Below are 16,261 nucleotides of genomic sequence, written 5' to 3' on the forward strand. Positions count from 1 at the left end.
CATTGATCCGCGTTAGCAGACGCACAGTAGAACTCTGTGGCGAGGGAGCATCCTTCCTCGCCACAAGAGCAGGTGCGTGTTCGCAAGTTAAGCCGCTGCTATTTCCTGCGCTTCAAAACTGTCCGCCCGCGCCATCTGCCACATCCGCGAATAGAATGCGCCATTGACCTCACCCGTCAGCAACTCCCCCGGCTTCAAGAAGACGTGTAGTTGGGAGAACAACTTCACCTCAGTGGCCGACATCCGCCGCACCAAATGCTTAGGCTGCAATTGCGCAGGATGCTCAAGCCCCGCGGCGGCGAGCATTTCGGCCAGGGCCTTGAGGGTGTTGCGGTGGAAGTTGTAGACCCGCTGGGCTTTATCCGGGACGACCAGGGCGCGCTGGCGCAGGGTGTCCTGGGTGGCGACGCCGGTGGGGCATTTGTTGGTGTGGCAGCTTTGCGATTGGATGCAGCCGATGGCGAACATGAAGCCGCGCGCGGCGTTGGCCCAGTCGGCGCCGATGGCCAGGACACTGGCGATGTCGAAGGCGCTGACGATCTTGCCGCTGGCGCCGAGCTTGATCTTGTCCCGCAGGTTCAGGCCCACCAGGGTGTTGTGCACGAACAGCAGGCCCTCGCGCAGCGGCACGCCGATGTGGTCGGTGAACTCCACTGGCGCCGCGCCCGTGCCGCCTTCCTTGCCGTCGACCACGATGAAGTCGGGCAGGATCCCGGTTTCCAGCATGGCCTTGGCGATGCCCATGAATTCCCACGGATGCCCCAGGCAGAACTTGAAGCCCACCGGTTTGCCGCCGGACAGCTCACGCAGTTGCTGGACGAACTGCATCAGTTCGATCGGCGTGGAAAACGCGCTGTGGCATGACGGCGAAATACAATCCTCGCCCATGAGGATGCCACGGGTTTCGGCGATTTCCCGGGTGACCTTGTGCTTGGGCAGGATCCCGCCATGGCCGGGTTTGGCGCCCTGGCTCATCTTGATTTCAATCATCCGCACTTGCGGGTTCTGCGCCTGGGCGGCGAAGCGCTCCGGGTCGAAGCGCCCATCGGGGGTGCGACAGCCGAAATAGCCGCTGCCCAGTTCCCAGGTCAGGTCGCCACCGTGTTCGCGGTGGTAGGGGCTGATGCTGCCTTCACCGGTGTCGTGGGCGAAGTTGCCCAACTTGGCCCCTTGGTTCAACGCCCGGATGGCGTTGGCGCTCAGGGAACCGAAGCTCATGGCCGAGATGTTGAACACTGACGCCGAGTACGGCTGGGTGCACTGCGGGCCGCCGACCGTCACGCGAAAACCGCTGGGATCGCTCAACGGGGCCGGGCGCATGGAATGGCCGATGAATTCGAAGCCGGTCTGGTAGACGTCGATCAGGGTGCCGAACGGCTTGTCGGCGCTTTCGTTCTTGGCCCGGGAATACACCAGCGAGCGTTGGGCCCGGGAAAAGGGCAGGGCATCGCTGTCGGATTCAAGCAGGTACTGGCGGATCTCCGGGCGGATGCCTTCGACCAGGTAGCGGATATTGCCCAGGATCGGATAGTTGCGCCGTACGGCGTGGCGGCTTTGCAGCAAATCGAACAGCCCCAGCAGGCTCAACAGCCCGGTCACCAGTGTGATCGGCCAAAGCCAGTCGTGTTGCAGGAACGGCAGGCTGGCGAGGGTGAAGATGACACAGCCGGCAAAGAAGGCGTAACGACTCAGCAGAGACAGGCTCATACGGTTTCCTTGGGGGGAGCGATTGGCGAGACATTAGCTTGGAATGCTGCGTGTGGCGAGGGCGCAAGCTTCCACAATTGAATTAGCGGCGAAGCGCGGGCAGTTGTGGCGAGGGAGCTTGCTCCCGCTGGGCTGCGAAGCGGCCCCAGTTGGATCACTGCGATGGGCCAGGCAGACCGCATCCGCCGGTTTTACGACGGCTGCGCCGCCGAGCGGGAGCAAGCTCCCTCGCCACAGGGGTTGTGTATTGGCTGGAGTAATCAGTCTATGACCGTCAGAAAAACCTGTGGGAGTGGCTCAGCCCGCCTACTTCATCTGCCGCACCGGCAATTCCACGCGGAAGGTGGTGCCGACGCCGACTTCACTGCTAACCGTGATCTCGCCGTGGTGTTTTTTTACGATGCCGTAGGACAACGACAGCCCGAGCCCCGTGCCCTGGCCGACGGGTTTGGTGGTGAAGAACGGGTCGAAGATTTTCTGCAGGGTTTCAGGGGGGATGCCCGAGCCGTTGTCGGCGACTTCGATCCAGACGGTTTCATCACCGACGCCGTTGCGCAGGGTGATGGTGCCGCGCTCGGGGCCGATGGCCTGGGCGGCGTTGACGATCAGGTTCATGATCACCTGGTTGATCTGCGAGGGCAGGCATTCCACCTCCGGCAACGGCGTGTACTCCTTGACCACGTCGGCCTTGTACTTGATTTCATTGGCGACGATGTTCAACGTCGAATCCATGCCCTGCTGCAAATTGGCCATCTGCCATTCCTGGCTCGAGTCAACGCGGGAGAAGTCTTTCAGGTCCTTGACGATCTGCCCGACCCGGCCGATGCCATCCTTGGACTCCTTGATCAGCAACGGGATGTCTTCGACGAGAAAGTCCAGCTCCACCTGTTCGCGCAGCTTGCGCAATTGCACCACCAGCTCCGGCGAGGCGATGGCCCCTTCGGCACTGCCGTAGGCGCTGAGCATTTCCTGGAGTTTGCCGAAATAGCCGTCCAAGGCCCCCAGGTTGGAAGAAATGAAGCCGATCGGGTTGTTGATTTCGTGGGCCACGCCGGCCGCCAACTGGCCCAGCGAGGCGAGCTTTTCCGATTGCACCAGTTGGGTTTCCAGCATCTTGCGTTCGTCGATCTCCATTTGCAGCAGTTCGCTGGCCTGCTTGAACGCCTGGGTGCGTTGTTCCACCAGGTCTTCGAGCTTGCTCATTTTCAGTTGCGCACGGGAGGTCATTTCCCATTTCGTGGTCAGGGTGTTGGCCATCTGCTGGACTTCGATGTTGTCGAACGGCTTTTTCAGGATCAGCAAGCGGTCATGTCCGTTCAGGCGGTCCAGCAGTTCATCCCAGGAATAATCCGAATAGGCGGTGCATACCACCACTTGCAGCAATGGGTCGCGCTTCCAGAGCTCTTCGATGGTCTTGGCACCATCCCAACCTTCGGGCATGCGCATGTCGACGAAGGCCAGGGCATAAGGACGCCCTTTTGCCGATGCCTCCAGCAATTTGTCCAGGCCTTCCTGCCCGCCATAGGCCGAGTCGAGTTCGAACACGGTGGCGGCAGGTTTTGGCGCATCGCCGAACAGCGCGCTTTCCATGTCCTGCAAGTCTGTGCTGCTGTCATCCTCCGGGGTGAGGATCTTGCGGAAATCTTCATGAATGGCGGGTGTATCGTCGATCAACAGGATGCGGCGGTTACTCATGCTGTTCATGGCTCACCTTCTGCAAGTTTCAGGGGCAACTGCAGTTGGAATGTCGCTCCCCTGCCTGGCCCCTCACTGTGGGCGGTGAGGCGGCCTTCCATTTCAATGGCCGCCAATGCGCAGCTGTGCAGGCCAAAGCCATGGCCTTCCTTACGCGTGGTAAAACCGTGGGCGAAGATGCGCGTCATGTTTTCCTCCGGGATACCTTCGCCTTCGTCCTTGACGCTGATTTGCAGGGTCTGGCCATCGATGACGGCGGCCTTCAGGGTCATGTTTCGCGCATGATTGGAAACCCCCGCCATGGCGTATTTGGCATTACTGATCAGGTTGATCAGGATCAACAGCAAGCGGTGCTTGTCGCCCATGATCCGCGGCACATCGCCGTACTCCCTGATCACCGTAACATGGTGACGGGTCAGGGCGCCCGAGTTCATGCGCAGGGCGTCTTCGAGCAGTTCGCTGACCACCAAGGGTTCCAGCAGGCTGTTGGCCCCGGCATAGGATTGCTGCGTGGACACGATGTCCTTGATGTGGTCCACGCTTTTGCTCAACTGGGCCAGTTCGTCGGTAAGACTTTGCTGCTCGACGGCGATGGCTTCGACCAGTTGGTTGAGGTAGCCAGGCAGCAGTTTGCCTTTGGCGTCTTCGGTGAAGAAGTGTCCGAGGTCATCGGCGTGTTCGTTGATCAGTTGCATCGCCTTGCCCAGCCCCAGGGCCTTGCTGCTGCGCAGTTTGCGGCTGACCAGGTCGGCGGAGATGTTCACGCTGTTGAGGACGTTGCCGACGTTGTGCAGCACGTTGGTCGCGATTTCCGCCATGCCGGCCTGGCGAGCGGTGTCCATCAACTCGCTCTGGGTGTCCTTGAGCTGGCGGGTCCGTTCTTCGACCCGCTGTTCCAGCTCATCGTTGGCGCTTTGCAGGGCGTTGTTGACCCTTTTGATCTCGGCGAAGCTGCGCACCAGCCGGATCGCCAGCCAGATCAGGATCAATACCAGGAACGTGGCGAATACCAGCAGGTAGATGTGGTTACGCTCGTACTTGGCCGCGGCTTGGCTCTGGTCTTTCTCCAACAAGCCGGTAATGGTGTCCAGGCGACTGGCAACGGGGATCGCTTCGATGCCCTGCAACAGCTCATTGACCCGCGGTTGTTCGCGCAGGATCAGCGCGATGTGCCGGCTCAGGATTTCAACGGGGCCTTGAAGCCCCTGGGGCATGCGCTCCTTGTTGACATCCAGCCGGTTCAGCCCCAGCAGCACTTCGGCGGCTACCTCGGGGGTGCTGAGCTGGGCGAACTCCATGCTGCTGAGCAACAGGTCGTAGGTGTCGATGGCGACGTTTTGCAGTTGCAGCCGGTCAGTGTCGGACAGCCGGGCGAACTGGGCCTGGATGTCGTCTTCGGCGGCGGGCAGGAAGGCCATGGAGTTGCGCAGTACCGCATTGTGGGATTTGAACTGTTCCACCAGGCGGGTTTTTTCCTTGATCGCCTTGAGGTACTCCTCGCGCTGGGCTTGCCAGAGTGACGGCTGATGGCGCCCAGGCTCCGATTCGATGGCGTCGAGACGCTGCCACAGGCCCGTCATTTCCTGCAGGGGCGTGACCAGGGGGTCGTAGTTGTGGGTCAGGGCGATCCGCGACTTGAGCACTTCGTTGTCCCAGATGGCGTCTTGCTGCTTGAGCAGGCGGATCAGGTCCCGGGACTCAATGTACGAGGCGGCCTGCTGGGCTCCTGAATTGATGTACATGAACAGCAGGATGGAAGTCAGCAACAGGCCGATGAACGCAAGGCCGAGGCGCCGGAGAATGGTCATAGGGGCTTGCCCTCCGATTCGCCGGTCAGGGTCTTGAGGAACTCGACGATCAGGGCCGTATCGTTCTTGAGCGGCTCGCGACCCAGTTGGTACTTGAACATGACCTCCACCGCACGTTCCAGGGTTGGCGCCGACCCATCATGGAAATACGGGGCGGTGACGGCTACGTTGCGCAGGCTGGGCACCTTGAAGACCTGGCGGTCGTCTTCATCGCCGGTGATGTTGAAGCGCCCTTCATCGGCGCGGGTGGGGGTGCCCCGGTCGCCGATGTAGTCACCCATGACCCCGAATTTCTGGAACATGTTGCCGCCGATGTTCACGCCTTGATGGCAAGCGATGCAGCCGTATTCCTTGAAGCGCTGGTAACCGAACTTCTCCCGGGGCGTGAGGATGTCAGTATCGCCCAGCAGGTATTGGTCGAAGCGCGAATTGGGCGTCTGCAAGGTGCGCTCGTAATCGGCCAGTGCGCCCTGGATGTTGGGCTTGGTCACGCCGTCGGGGTAAGCCTCCTCGAAGGCCTTGGTATAGCCGGGGTCATCGGCGATGCGCTTGACCACAACTTCCCAGGTATTGCCCATCTCCGTGGGACTGGTCACCACGATATGCACCTGCTCTTCCAGCGTATCGGCGCGGCCATCCCAGAACTGGTGGAAGTTCAGGCCAGCATTGAACACGGTGGGCGTATTGAGCTCCACCGGCTTGCCGTCGAAGCCTGAGGAAAACGGCTTGTCATCGGCGCCGCCCTTGTCCAGGCGATGGCAACTGGCGCAGGACAGGGTGTTGTTGACCGACAGTCGCGGGTCATTGAACAGCCGCAGCCCCAGTTGGATGCGCTTGGGGTCCAGGGCCGGAACCGGGGGCAGGGGTTTGAGGGGTTCGTCCAGTGGCTCGGCGTGAGCGGTCACGCTTGATCCCACGAGCAGGCCGAGAGCCAGAATCAGTCCATGTAACGCCATGGGATGCTTTCCTTGAAACTTTGGTTGATAACACTCAGGTGTTCATGAAAACGGGTTCTGGCGTTTTTCCCACTCGGTCATCCAGTCGGCGAAGGCCTGCGGTTCGACGGCCTTGCTGAAGTAATAACCCTGGACCTCCTCGCATTGGTGCTGCTTGAGAAATTCCAACTGCTCGAGGGTTTCCACACCTTCGGCAATGATGTGCAGGTTCAGGCTCTTGCCCAGGCTGATGATGGTGCTCACCAGCTTGGCGTCGTTGCTGTCGATGCTCAGGTCGCCGACGAACGACTGGTCGATCTTCAACACATCCACCGGAAATTTCTGCAGGTAGCTCAGGCTCGAATAACCGGTGCCGAAGTCGTCGATTGCCAGGCGTATCCCCAGTTGCTTGATGGCCTTGAGGACGGCGACCGTGGTATCGACGTTCTGCATCAGGACGCTTTCGGTGATCTCCAGTTCTAACTGTGTCGGAGCCAGGCCGGTTTCCTTGAGGGTGCGGGCGATGCCTTCGACAAAGCCGCGCTGGCGAAAATCGATGGCCGAGACGTTCACCGACAGGTACAGCGGGCGCATGCCCTGGGCTTGCCAACGGCAGGCCTGCTGGCAGGCTTCCTGAAGCACCCATTGGCTCAGCGGAACGATCAGGCCGCTGTCCTCGGCCACCGGAATGAAATCCGAGGGATAGACCAGGCCATGATCCGGCCTGTCCCAGCGCACCAGCGCCTCGACCCCGACCACCTTGCCGCTCTTGAGGTCGAGCTTGGGTTGGTAATGCAGCACGAATTCCTTGCGTTGCAGGCCCAGGCGCAGGCCGGATTCGATGGTCTGCTGCTGCCGGGCCCGGCGGTTCATGTCTTCGGTGAAAAACCGGTAGTCGTTGGGGCCGGTTTCCTTGACGTTGCGCATCGCTGTCTCGGCTTTCTTGATCAGCGCCACGGCGTCGAAACCGTCGGTGGGGTACACGCTGATGCCCAGGCTCGCGGTGACGCTCAGGTCATGGCCGTCGATGGGTTGCGGGGAACTGATGGCCACCAGCAGTTTGTCGGCCACGCCTTTGGTCTGTTGCGGGTCGACGATATCTCCCAGTACCACCACGAATTCATCGGAACCGTAGCGAAACACCGAGTCGGATTCCCGCACCTCGGTCGCCAGTGCCCGGGCCACTCGCTTGAGCATTTCATCGCCCACCGGATGGCCCAGTGCGTTATTGATGCGCTTGAAGCGGTCCAAGCCGATGAACATCACCGCCAGTTGCCGGTCGTGCCGGCGGCACTGGGCCATGGCCTGGGTCAGCCGATCGCCGAGCAACATGCTGTTGGGCAGCTCGGTGAGCACGTCGTATTGCAGCAGGTGGGACACCTTGAGCAATTCCTGGACGCGTTCCTCGATCGTGCGTTCCAGGCTGCGCATCTTCCTCGCCGCATCCTGGGCCAGTTGCCATTTCCAGGTCATGGCGCTGGCCATCTGGCGGATTTCCAGGGTGTCGAAGGGTTTCTTGAGGATCAGCAACTGATCGTCGAACTCGATCCGTTCGGACATGGTTTCCCAGGAGTAATCCGAAAACGCCGTGCACAGGGCGATTTGCAGGCGCGGGTCGGCCTCCCACAGCCGCTCGATGGTTTGCAGGCCGTCCCAACCCGGTGGCATGCGCATGTCAGCAAACACCAGCGCATAGGGCTGGCCTTCGGCCTGGGCGCGCTTGACCAGTTCCAGCGCTTCCTCGCCCTGGTAGGCCGAGTCGATCTGGAATTGCAGCCGATTGACCTGTGGGGTACCGAACAGCAGGCTCTCGGTGTCGTCCAGCGAGTCATCGCTGCCGGCGCTGGGGCTGAGGATCTTGCGAAAGTCCTGGTGGATCGCCGGCGTGTCGTCCACCACCAGGATTCGCCGGTTGGCAGGTACCGACATGGGGTTCATCGATTGCTCTCCGATAGCTGGCTGGCCGGTCGGGTCCAATGGTCTGTCACGGGGACGATGGTGCCGACCTTGAGCAGTTCGGCGGCCTGGCCACTGTCGACCACGGTGCTGAAGTAATGCCCCTGGGCCTGCATCTCCCCGCCGCTGGACATCAATGTGGTGCGCTGCTCCTGGGTCTCGACGCCCTCGGCAATGATCCCGATGCCCACGTCCCGGGCGAAGTTGATGATCGCCCGCAACGTCGTGGCGTTCTCGGGGTCGGCGTTGGCGCTGTCGAGGAAACGCTGGGCGAGCTTGAGGTGATTGACCCGGTAGGTCTTGAGGTAATCGAACGAGGAATACTCGGTGCCGAAGTCATCGATGGCAATCTGCACGCCCAATTCGCAGAGGCGCGGCAGCACGTCGTTGTGGGTCCACTTGGTCTGGGCCAGGGTGGCTTCGGTGACGTCGAAACGCAGGTCCCAGGGCGCCAGTTCCCAGCGCGCGGTGGTGCGCAGCACGTCGTAGATCAGTTCCGGGCCGGTCTTGAGCTGGGTCAGGGACAGGTCGATGGCGATCACCGGCGGCGCCATGCCCTGGTCGCGCCACTGGCGCATTTGTTGGCAGGCCTGGTCCAGCACCCAATGCCCGAGGCCAATGATGATCCCGGTTTTCTCGGCGGCGGGCATGAAGGCCGACGGTTCCAGCCAGCCACGTTGGGGGTGGTTCCAGCGCACTTGCACGCCCATGCCAAGGATCTTGCCGCTGCCGAGGTCGACTTCCGGCAGGTAGTGCAGATGCAGCTCGTTGTTCTCGATGGCCTGGCGCAAGTCGTTGGCGAGGGCGACCCGGTCGGTGACTTCCTGGTTAATTTCTTCATTGTGGAAATGGTACTGGTTGCGGCCCTTTTCCTTGGAGCGGTACAGGGCCATGTCGGACTGCGCCATCAGGCTGTCGGCACTCAGGCTCTGCGGGCTGTACAGGGCGATGCCGATGCTCACCGAGATCCGCACGTCGTTGCCGTCCAGGGCATACGGCGCCACGAGGGCATCGCGGATCTTGCCCGCCAGTGCGGCGCAATGGGTCGCTTCATGGACGTCCAGTTGCAGGATCGCGAACTCGTCACCGCCCAGGCGTGCGACCACGTCGTTTTCCCGGGTGCAGCCCTTGATCCGCTGCGCGACTTCCTGCAACAGCAGGTCGCCGATGGGGTGGCCCAAGGTGTCGTTGATCCGCTTGAAGTGGTCCAGGTCCAGGTAGAACATCGCAAACGGTGCCGCGCCCCGACGAGCGGCGGCGAAGGCCTGGTGCAGGCGCTCGATCATGGTGGCGCGGTTGGCCAGCCCGGTCAGGCCGTCGGTGCGGGCCAGCAGGGCGATTTTCTCTTCGGCCAGCCTGCGCTCGGTGATGTCGAGGATGATGCCTTCTATTTCCAGCAACAGGCCTTGCTCGTTGCGCACCGGGATGTAGCGGTTCTCTACCCAGCGGTAGGTGTCGTCGCCGGTGCGCATGCGGAACTCGATGGACGCCCCTGCGGTGTCGCGGCCGAGGACGCGGACCATGGCCTCATGGACCTTGTCCTGGTCGTCGGGGTGGATCAGGGTTTGCGCCCAGTCCGGCGAGTTGGTCAGGTGCGCTGCGCAATGGCCGAACTTGGTGATGTTGTGGGAGATGTACATCAATGCGAACGGCGGCTCGCCCCGCAGGCGATAGAGAATGGTCGGGCTGTTCTGCACGATGATGTTGGCGTCGGCCAGTTCCCGGGTGCGCTCCTCGACCGCGCGCTCGAGCATGTCCATTTTCAGTGCCGCGTCCTCGGTCATCTGCCATTTGACGGTCAGGGTGCTGGCCATCTGGCGGATCTCGATGGCGTCGAAGGGTTTTTTCAGGATCAACAGCCGGTCGCCCAGGTCCAGGCGCTCGGCGATGTCTTCCCAGGAATAGTCCGAGTAGGCTGTGCACAGGGCCACTTGCAGCTTGGGGTCGGCGCGCCATAGCCGTTCGATGGTTTCCAGGCCGTCCCAGCCCGGTGGCATGCGCATGTCGATGAACGCCATGGCGAAGGGTTGGCCCTGGGCCAGTGCCGTTTCGACCTTGTTCAAGGCTTCCATGCCCTGGAACGCCGAATCGAGCACGAAACTCGTGCTGGATACCGCCACAGGCGAGCCGAACAGGGCTTCTTCGGCGCTGCTCAGGCTGTCATTGGTGGTCGCCTGGGGGCTGAGGATCTTGCGAAAATCCTCATGGATGGTTGGCGTGTCGTCGACGATCAGGATCCGCCGATTGGTTTTATCCAACGGCAGGCTCATGGCCGTGCACCGTTTTGATGCTGACTATAGAACCCTGGAAACATCTGATATCCCTGTCGCTGGCATGAGTCTTCGGCCGTTACTTGGCCCTTCATGGGATACAGCATAGTCGTCTGATCGGGATGCGCTCGGCCCTTGATGGCGAATGTGTCTAAATGTTCTCAATCTACTAGCCTGTATTTCGGGGGTAAGGTAGAACGGTCGTGGTGAATAGGAGGGGGTTTCAAATGGAAGATCAATCGCCGGATGTTTCGGTAAGAAAGCCAACAGTGCTGTTGGTCGATGACGAAGAGTCGATCCTCAATAGCCTGCGTCGGCTATTGCGCAGCCAGCCGTATGAGATCCTGCTGGCCGACAGTGGCGCCAAGGCCCTGGAAATTCTCAAGGAGCGGCCGGTCGACCTGGTGATGACCGACGCGCGCATGCCAAACATGGATGGCGCCACGCTGCTGGCCGAGATCCGCAAGCTGTACCCATCGACCTTGCGCATTCTGCTCACCGGTTATGCCGATGTGGACATGATGACCAAGGCCATCAACGAGGGTCAGCTCTATCGCTACCTCAGCAAGCCCTGGAACGATGAGGAATTGGTGCAGGCCTTGCGCCAGGCCTTGGCGCACCAGCATTCCGAAAGCGAACGCCAGCGCCTCGAAGCGCTGAACCGCGAGCAGAACCAGCAACTCAAGACCCTTAACGCCACCCTGGAAAAACGCGTGGCGTCGCGCACCTCCGAGCTGCAGCAGACCGCCGATATGCTCGATTTGGCCTATGACGAGCTCAAGCGCAGTTATGTGACCAGCACCGAAGTGTTTTCGCTGATTGCCAACCTGCGCCTGCCCAAGGCCAAGCAGACCAACCGGCAGATCATCGAGTTGATCAGGGTCTACAGCCGGCTGAATTTCCTCGATGAGTCCACCGACCGCGACCTGACCATGGCCGCGGCGCTCTACAACATCGGCAAGCTGAGCTGGACCGATAATATGATGGTCACGCCGGCGGACATGCTGCACCACACCGAGCTGGAGCTGTACCGCGCCTATCCGAAGCAGAGCGAATCGCTGCTGATGACCCTGGACCCGATGAAGGACGCGGCGCGCATCATTCTTCATCACCAGGAGCGTTGGGACGGCAGCGGCTTCCCCGATCACCTCAGGGGCGAGGCCATTCCGTTCGGTTCGCGGCTGTTGAAGCTGGCGGTGGACTTTATCGAGCTGCAGCGCGGGTTGATTCTGGAGCGGCAGATGAACAGCGACGAGGCGCTGGTCTACATCCGCAAGTACGCTGGCAAGCTCTACGACCCGGAAATGGTCGAGGATTTCATCAAGGCGTGTGCCGAATACCTGGAAGACGTGACTTTGTCGGACCCGACGGTGAAGGTCGTGACTACCCGGGAATTGGTCGCGGGCATGATCCTGGCGCGCAACCTCAACGCCGACAACGGCATGCTGCTGCTCAATGCCGGCAAGGTGATGAGCGGTCCGTTGGTGGAAAAACTCATCGCCTTCGAGTCAATGGAAGGGGCCCGGTACAGCGTGTTCGTCAAGATTCCCGAAGAAGAGGCCGACCCTTCGGTGCCGAAGCCGATCTTGGGGTGACTGGGTTCTGGATTGGATTGGATGGATTGGGTACATATCCGTTTCTGCGGTAACGGCGGCTTAGGGTTCCGCCCTGACGGCGGCTCACTTTTGAAAAGCGCAAAAGTAAGCAAAACGCTCTTGCCCCACCACTTGGCACCTCGCCTAGGCTCGGTGTGCCCTCACTCCGGCATTGCTCCGTGGGCCCGCCGCGAAGGGCCATCCATGGCCCAGCGCGGCTATCCCGGCATCCATGCCGGGATGCCCACTGCGCAATGCCTGCGTTCGGCCAGCGTGGTTAACGGGGCACCCCAGATCAAAAGCAAAAGCGAGGCGGCCTGATAGCCGACCTGGTTCGCCTGGTCGTACACCTGTCAGATCTGTGGGAGCAAAGCTTGCTCGCGAAGGCGGCCTGACAGCCGACCTGTCTCAGGCGGCTGTACTTCGATCCAACTGTGGGAGCGAGCTTGCTCGCGAAGACGGCGGCACATTCAACATGGATGCAAGCAGACCCATCGCTATCGCGAGCAAGCTCGGCTCCCACAGGGATCGGCGGTGGACACGGATCTTATAAACGACCAAAAACCTGTGTGGGAGCGAGCTTGCTCGCGATGGCGGCCTGACAGCCGACCAGGATTGTGGGAATGGTCGGACAATCCTCCGGGTTGCAGCAGATTTTTCCGACGAACTCTGGCGGTTGCCGGGTGGGAAGGGCTGTCGCTAGTCTTTTCCCGTCGCTGCAAATTCAGCGGCCGGGCCGGCGGCTGTGCGCGGGAGACTTTCAAGTCTGCCGGGTTTCCTTCGACCTTGGTTTCCAGCCCGCGCATAGCTGCCACCCTCTCGCCTGGAAACGGGAGATGGCGGTTCCACTACGCAAACGAAGGATACGCATCATGTTCAAAGCCACACCCAATCCCCCCGAAACCGATCCCCAAGAACTCGATGAAGCCGCCAAGCGCGCCATCGACCATTATCTCGACCCCAAGCCTCAAGCCAAAAAGAAAAAGCCCTCAGGTCAACTGTTCACCGTCGTGGACGGTGTCGACACCGAAAGCCTGCTGGCCAACCTCAGCGAAACTTTGGCCTCAGCCGATGCCATGGTCAGCGACCTTGCCTTAGACATTAAAGGCTCGCTTCCACAATTGGACCGGAGTACGACCGGGAGAGCCAGGACGGCTGTAAGGCCGCCTCGCGAGCAAGCTTTGCTCCCACAGATCTGATAGTTCCCACAGATCTGATGAGGTGTACGACCGCAAGAGCCAGGTCGGCTACTAGGCCGCCTCGCGGTGGACGTTGATCTCGGGGCCCCGTTAACCACGATGGCCGAACGCAGGCATTGCGCAGTGGGCAACCCGGCATGGATGCCGGGTTAGCCGCGCTGGGCCATGGATGGCCCTTCGCGGCGGGCCCACGGAGCAATGCCGGAGTGAGGGCATGCCGAGCCTAAGCGAGGCACCAAGTGGTGGGGCTGAAGCGCTTTGGTTACTTTCGCGCTTTTCGAAAGTGACCCGCCGTAAGGGCGGAACCCTAAGTCGCCGTGACCGAAGAAACGGATATACACACCTTAAGTGAACAGCATCAGCCTCCCACAGGACACTGTGTTGATTTTTAGTCCACCACCAGGCTTTGCTCCCACCCCTACGCGCTGTAATCTCCCCGGCATTTCCCCGGCCAAGGCTTCGATCACCCATGACCACTTCCCTCATCCGCATCGCCGCCGCCCTGTTGCTCGGGCCGGACGGGCGAACCCTGCTGGTGCGCAAGCGCGGCACCCGGGCCTTCATGCAGCCGGGCGGCAAAATCGAGGCCCATGAACAACCGGTGCAGGCGCTGGCCCGCGAGCTGGAAGAAGAGCTTGGCTTGCGGATCGACCCGACCCAGGCCCGCCACCTGGGCGTGTTCAGCGCGCCGGCGGCCAACGAGCCGGGGTTTGTCGTGCAGGCCGAGGTGTTTTTGCTGAGCATCGACGCTGCGGTTTCGCCGGCTGCCGAAATTGAAGAGGTGTGCTGGATCGACCCGGCCGGCGACAGCAATCTTTTGCTGGCACCGTTGACAGGCGAGGTGATCCTGCCGTTTTATCGAACGACATTTCTCGCTACCTGCTGATCCACGCCTCAAGGACCGATGCCCATGATTCCATTGCCGGACCTGTTGATTTTCGCCGCCGCCGCGTTGCTGATGGTGCTGACGCCCGGCCCGAACATGATCTACCTGATCTCTCGTTCGATCTGCCAGGGCCGCAAGGCCGGCGTCACCTCCCTGCTGGGGGTGGTGGCGGGGTTTTTCGTGCACATGTTCGCCGCGGCCGCCGGGTTGACGGCGGTATTCCTGGCGGTGCCGGTGGCCTATGAGGTGTTGAAGTGGGCCGGTGCGTTGTACCTGTTGTGGCTCGCCTGGCAGGCCGTGAAGCCGGGCGCGCGTTCGCCCTTCGAGGCCCAGCAGTTGCCGGCGGACTCGACGCGCAAGTTGATCACCATGGGCTTTCTCACCAGCGCGCTGAACCCCAAGATCGCGGTGTTCTACCTGTCGGTGTTCCCGCAGTTCATCAGCCCGGAACACGGTTCGCTGTTCACCCAAAGCATCATCCTCGGGCTGACCCAGATCAGCGTCAGTTTCAGCGTCAACCTGTTGATCGCCCTGTTCGCTGCCGGCATTGCCTCGTGGTTCGTCCACAACCCGACCTGGTTGGCGGCGCAGCGCTACTTCATGGGGTTTGTCCTCGGTGCGCTGGCATTGCGCCTGATGTTTGAGCAACGGCGTTCGGCATGAACATCCGACGGTTGAGGACCGGCGATGCTCAGGCGTATCGCCAACTGATGCTCCAGGCGTATGCACTGCATCCGCAAGCCTTCACCTCCAGCGTCAGCGAACGGGCGAAGCTGCCTATCAACTGGTGGGAGTCACGCCTGGGCAGCCGGCTCGATGTACTGCTGGGGGCGTTTGTCGAGCAGGAGTTGGTCGGCATCGTCGGCCTGGCCCTGGAGCCCCGGGAAAAAGCCCGGCACAAGGCGCTGCTGTTCGGCATGTACGTCGCCGATGAACAGCGCCATCGGGGGCTCGGCTACCAACTGGTCCAAGCTGCCCTCGCCGAAGCCCGGCGTCATCCCTTCCTGCGCCTGGTGCAACTGACCGTCACCGCCGGCAACGACCCGGCGCTCAAGCTCTATCAGCGTTGCGGCTTCGTCCTGTATGGCCTTGAGCCGATGGCGATCTGCGTGGGCGACGAATACCACGACAAAATCCATATGTGGCTTGAACTTTGAGCTGATCACTGATTTGAGTGATGAAGCTTTTGTGGCGAGGGAGCTTGCTCCCGCTTGGGCGCGAAGCGGCCACAAAACGGGTCTGCTGCGCAGCCCAGCGCGAGCAAGCTCCCTCGCCACAAAAAGCAGTCAGCGCACGGCACTGACGCCGTCGAGTGTGGAAAACGACGTGTCCTTGGCCGTCAGCAAAAAGTCGCGCATGTACGGCGCGTCGAGCATGTCGGTGCGCACCGCCGCGTACAGCGTGGCAAACAAGCCTTTCTCTCCCAGCCGCTTGGCCTTCACGTAACCCCGCGAGCTGTATTCATGCAGCGCCCAGTGCGGCATGCCGCAGACGCCGCGGCCGCTGGCCACCAGTTGCATCATCATCACCGTCAGTTCAGAGGTGCGCACCTGGGCCGGTTCGATGTCGGCCGGCTCCAGGAAGCGAGTGAAGATGTCCAGCCGATCGCGCTCCACCGGGTAGGTGATCAGGGTTTCGCTGATCAGGTCCTCGGGCACGATGTAGGGCTTGCCCGCCAGTCGATGCTGGTTGGCCACGGCGAGCATCGCTTCGTAGGTGAACAGCGGCACGTAGGTGATGCCGGCCAGTTCCAGTGGGTCGGAGGTCACCACCAGGTCGAGGTCGCCCCGGGCCAGGGCTGGCAATGGCGCGAAGGCGAAGCCCGAGGCCAGGTCCAGTTCGACTTCCGGCCAGGCATCGCGGAACTGGTCGATGGTCGGCATCAACCACTGGAAGCAGCTATGGCACTCGATGGCCATGTGCAGCCGTCCGGCGGTGCCGCCCGCCAAGCGGGCGATGTCCCGCTCGGCGCCGCGCAGCAAGGGCAGGGCGGCATCGGCCAGTTGCAACAGGCGCAGGCCGGCGCTGGTAAACCGTACCGGCTTGGTCTTGCGCACGAACAGCTGCATGCCCAGGCGCTCTTCAAGTTCCTTGAACTGGTGGGAGAGGGCGGACTGGGTCAGGTGCAGGCGTTCGGCGGCTTCGACCAGGCTGTCGGCTTCGCGCAGGGCGTGCAGGGTCTTGAGGTGACGGAGTTCAAGCACCGGAGT

13 protein-coding genes are annotated in these 16,261 nt (G+C 61.6%); 6 read left to right on the plus strand and 7 right to left on the minus strand.

Going from position 1 to position 16,261, the window contains the following annotated elements:
- Positions 1-87: 87 nt before the first annotated feature.
- From LQ215_RS15620 to LQ215_RS15645, 6 genes are all read right to left on the minus strand, one after another.
- Positions 88-1,707, minus strand: coding sequence for an FMN-binding glutamate synthase family protein (locus LQ215_RS15620; protein WP_230151166.1), 1,620 nt, complete (start codon positions 1,705-1,707; stop codon positions 88-90).
- A gap of 306 nt (positions 1,708-2,013) precedes the next feature.
- The gene (locus LQ215_RS15625; protein ID WP_230151168.1) at positions 2,014-3,411 is read right to left on the minus strand and encodes an ATP-binding protein; all 1,398 of its coding nucleotides are present in this window, start codon (positions 3,409-3,411) and stop codon (positions 2,014-2,016) included.
- The gene (locus LQ215_RS15630; protein WP_230151170.1) at positions 3,408-5,210 is read right to left on the minus strand and encodes a DAHL domain-containing protein; all 1,803 of its coding nucleotides are present in this window, start codon (positions 5,208-5,210) and stop codon (positions 3,408-3,410) included. Before LQ215_RS15630 ends, LQ215_RS15625 begins: the two co-directional genes overlap by 4 nt.
- The gene (locus tag LQ215_RS15635) at positions 5,207-6,166 is read right to left on the minus strand and encodes a cytochrome-c peroxidase (protein ID WP_230151172.1); all 960 of its coding nucleotides are present in this window, start codon (positions 6,164-6,166) and stop codon (positions 5,207-5,209) included. The genes LQ215_RS15630 and LQ215_RS15635 overlap by 4 nt, the downstream gene beginning before the upstream one ends.
- Before the next feature lie 42 nt (positions 6,167-6,208).
- On the minus strand, positions 6,209-8,083 hold the full coding sequence (locus tag LQ215_RS15640; RefSeq protein WP_230151174.1) for an EAL domain-containing response regulator: 1,875 nt from the start codon (positions 8,081-8,083) through the stop codon (positions 6,209-6,211).
- Entirely contained in the window at positions 8,080-10,371 is a 2,292-nt protein-coding gene (locus tag LQ215_RS15645) for a GGDEF/EAL domain-containing response regulator (protein ID WP_230151176.1), read from the minus strand. Before LQ215_RS15645 ends, LQ215_RS15640 begins: the two co-directional genes overlap by 4 nt.
- Before the next feature lie 227 nt (positions 10,372-10,598).
- Here LQ215_RS15645 and LQ215_RS15650 point away from each other — a divergent pair, with 227 nt between their 5' ends.
- From LQ215_RS15650 to LQ215_RS15675, 6 genes are all read left to right on the plus strand, one after another.
- Positions 10,599-11,966 (plus strand): HD domain-containing phosphohydrolase, encoded by a 1,368-nt coding sequence (locus tag LQ215_RS15650; RefSeq protein ID WP_230151178.1) that lies wholly within the window; start codon positions 10,599-10,601, stop codon positions 11,964-11,966.
- 132 nt (positions 11,967-12,098) lie between these two features.
- Complete coding sequence (locus LQ215_RS15655) at positions 12,099-12,287, plus strand: nucleoid-structuring protein H-NS (RefSeq protein ID WP_230151218.1); 189 nt, start codon at positions 12,099-12,101, stop codon at positions 12,285-12,287.
- A gap of 551 nt (positions 12,288-12,838) precedes the next feature.
- Positions 12,839-13,165, plus strand: a complete 327-nt coding sequence (locus tag LQ215_RS15660; protein ID WP_230151180.1) for a DUF6124 family protein — start codon at positions 12,839-12,841, stop codon at positions 13,163-13,165.
- Between the two features lie 469 nt (positions 13,166-13,634).
- On the plus strand, positions 13,635-14,051 hold the full coding sequence (locus LQ215_RS15665; RefSeq protein WP_230151182.1) for an NUDIX hydrolase: 417 nt from the start codon (positions 13,635-13,637) through the stop codon (positions 14,049-14,051).
- 24 nt (positions 14,052-14,075) lie between these two features.
- Positions 14,076-14,714 (plus strand): LysE family translocator, encoded by a 639-nt coding sequence (locus tag LQ215_RS15670; RefSeq protein WP_013694135.1) that lies wholly within the window; start codon positions 14,076-14,078, stop codon positions 14,712-14,714.
- Positions 14,711-15,208: a GNAT family N-acetyltransferase gene (locus LQ215_RS15675; protein WP_230151184.1), complete on the plus strand. Its 498-nt coding sequence runs from the start codon at positions 14,711-14,713 to the stop codon at positions 15,206-15,208. The genes LQ215_RS15670 and LQ215_RS15675 overlap by 4 nt, the downstream gene beginning before the upstream one ends.
- A 129-nt stretch (positions 15,209-15,337) precedes the next feature.
- Here LQ215_RS15675 and metR read toward each other — a convergent pair whose 3' ends face one another.
- The gene (gene metR / locus LQ215_RS15680; protein ID WP_058546066.1) at positions 15,338-16,255 is read right to left on the minus strand and encodes a transcriptional regulator MetR; all 918 of its coding nucleotides are present in this window, start codon (positions 16,253-16,255) and stop codon (positions 15,338-15,340) included.
- Positions 16,256-16,261 lie beyond the last annotated feature (6 nt).

It is taken from the genome of Pseudomonas brassicacearum (assembly GCF_918698105.1).
Classification (GTDB): domain Bacteria; phylum Pseudomonadota; class Gammaproteobacteria; order Pseudomonadales; family Pseudomonadaceae; genus Aquipseudomonas; species Aquipseudomonas brassicacearum_F.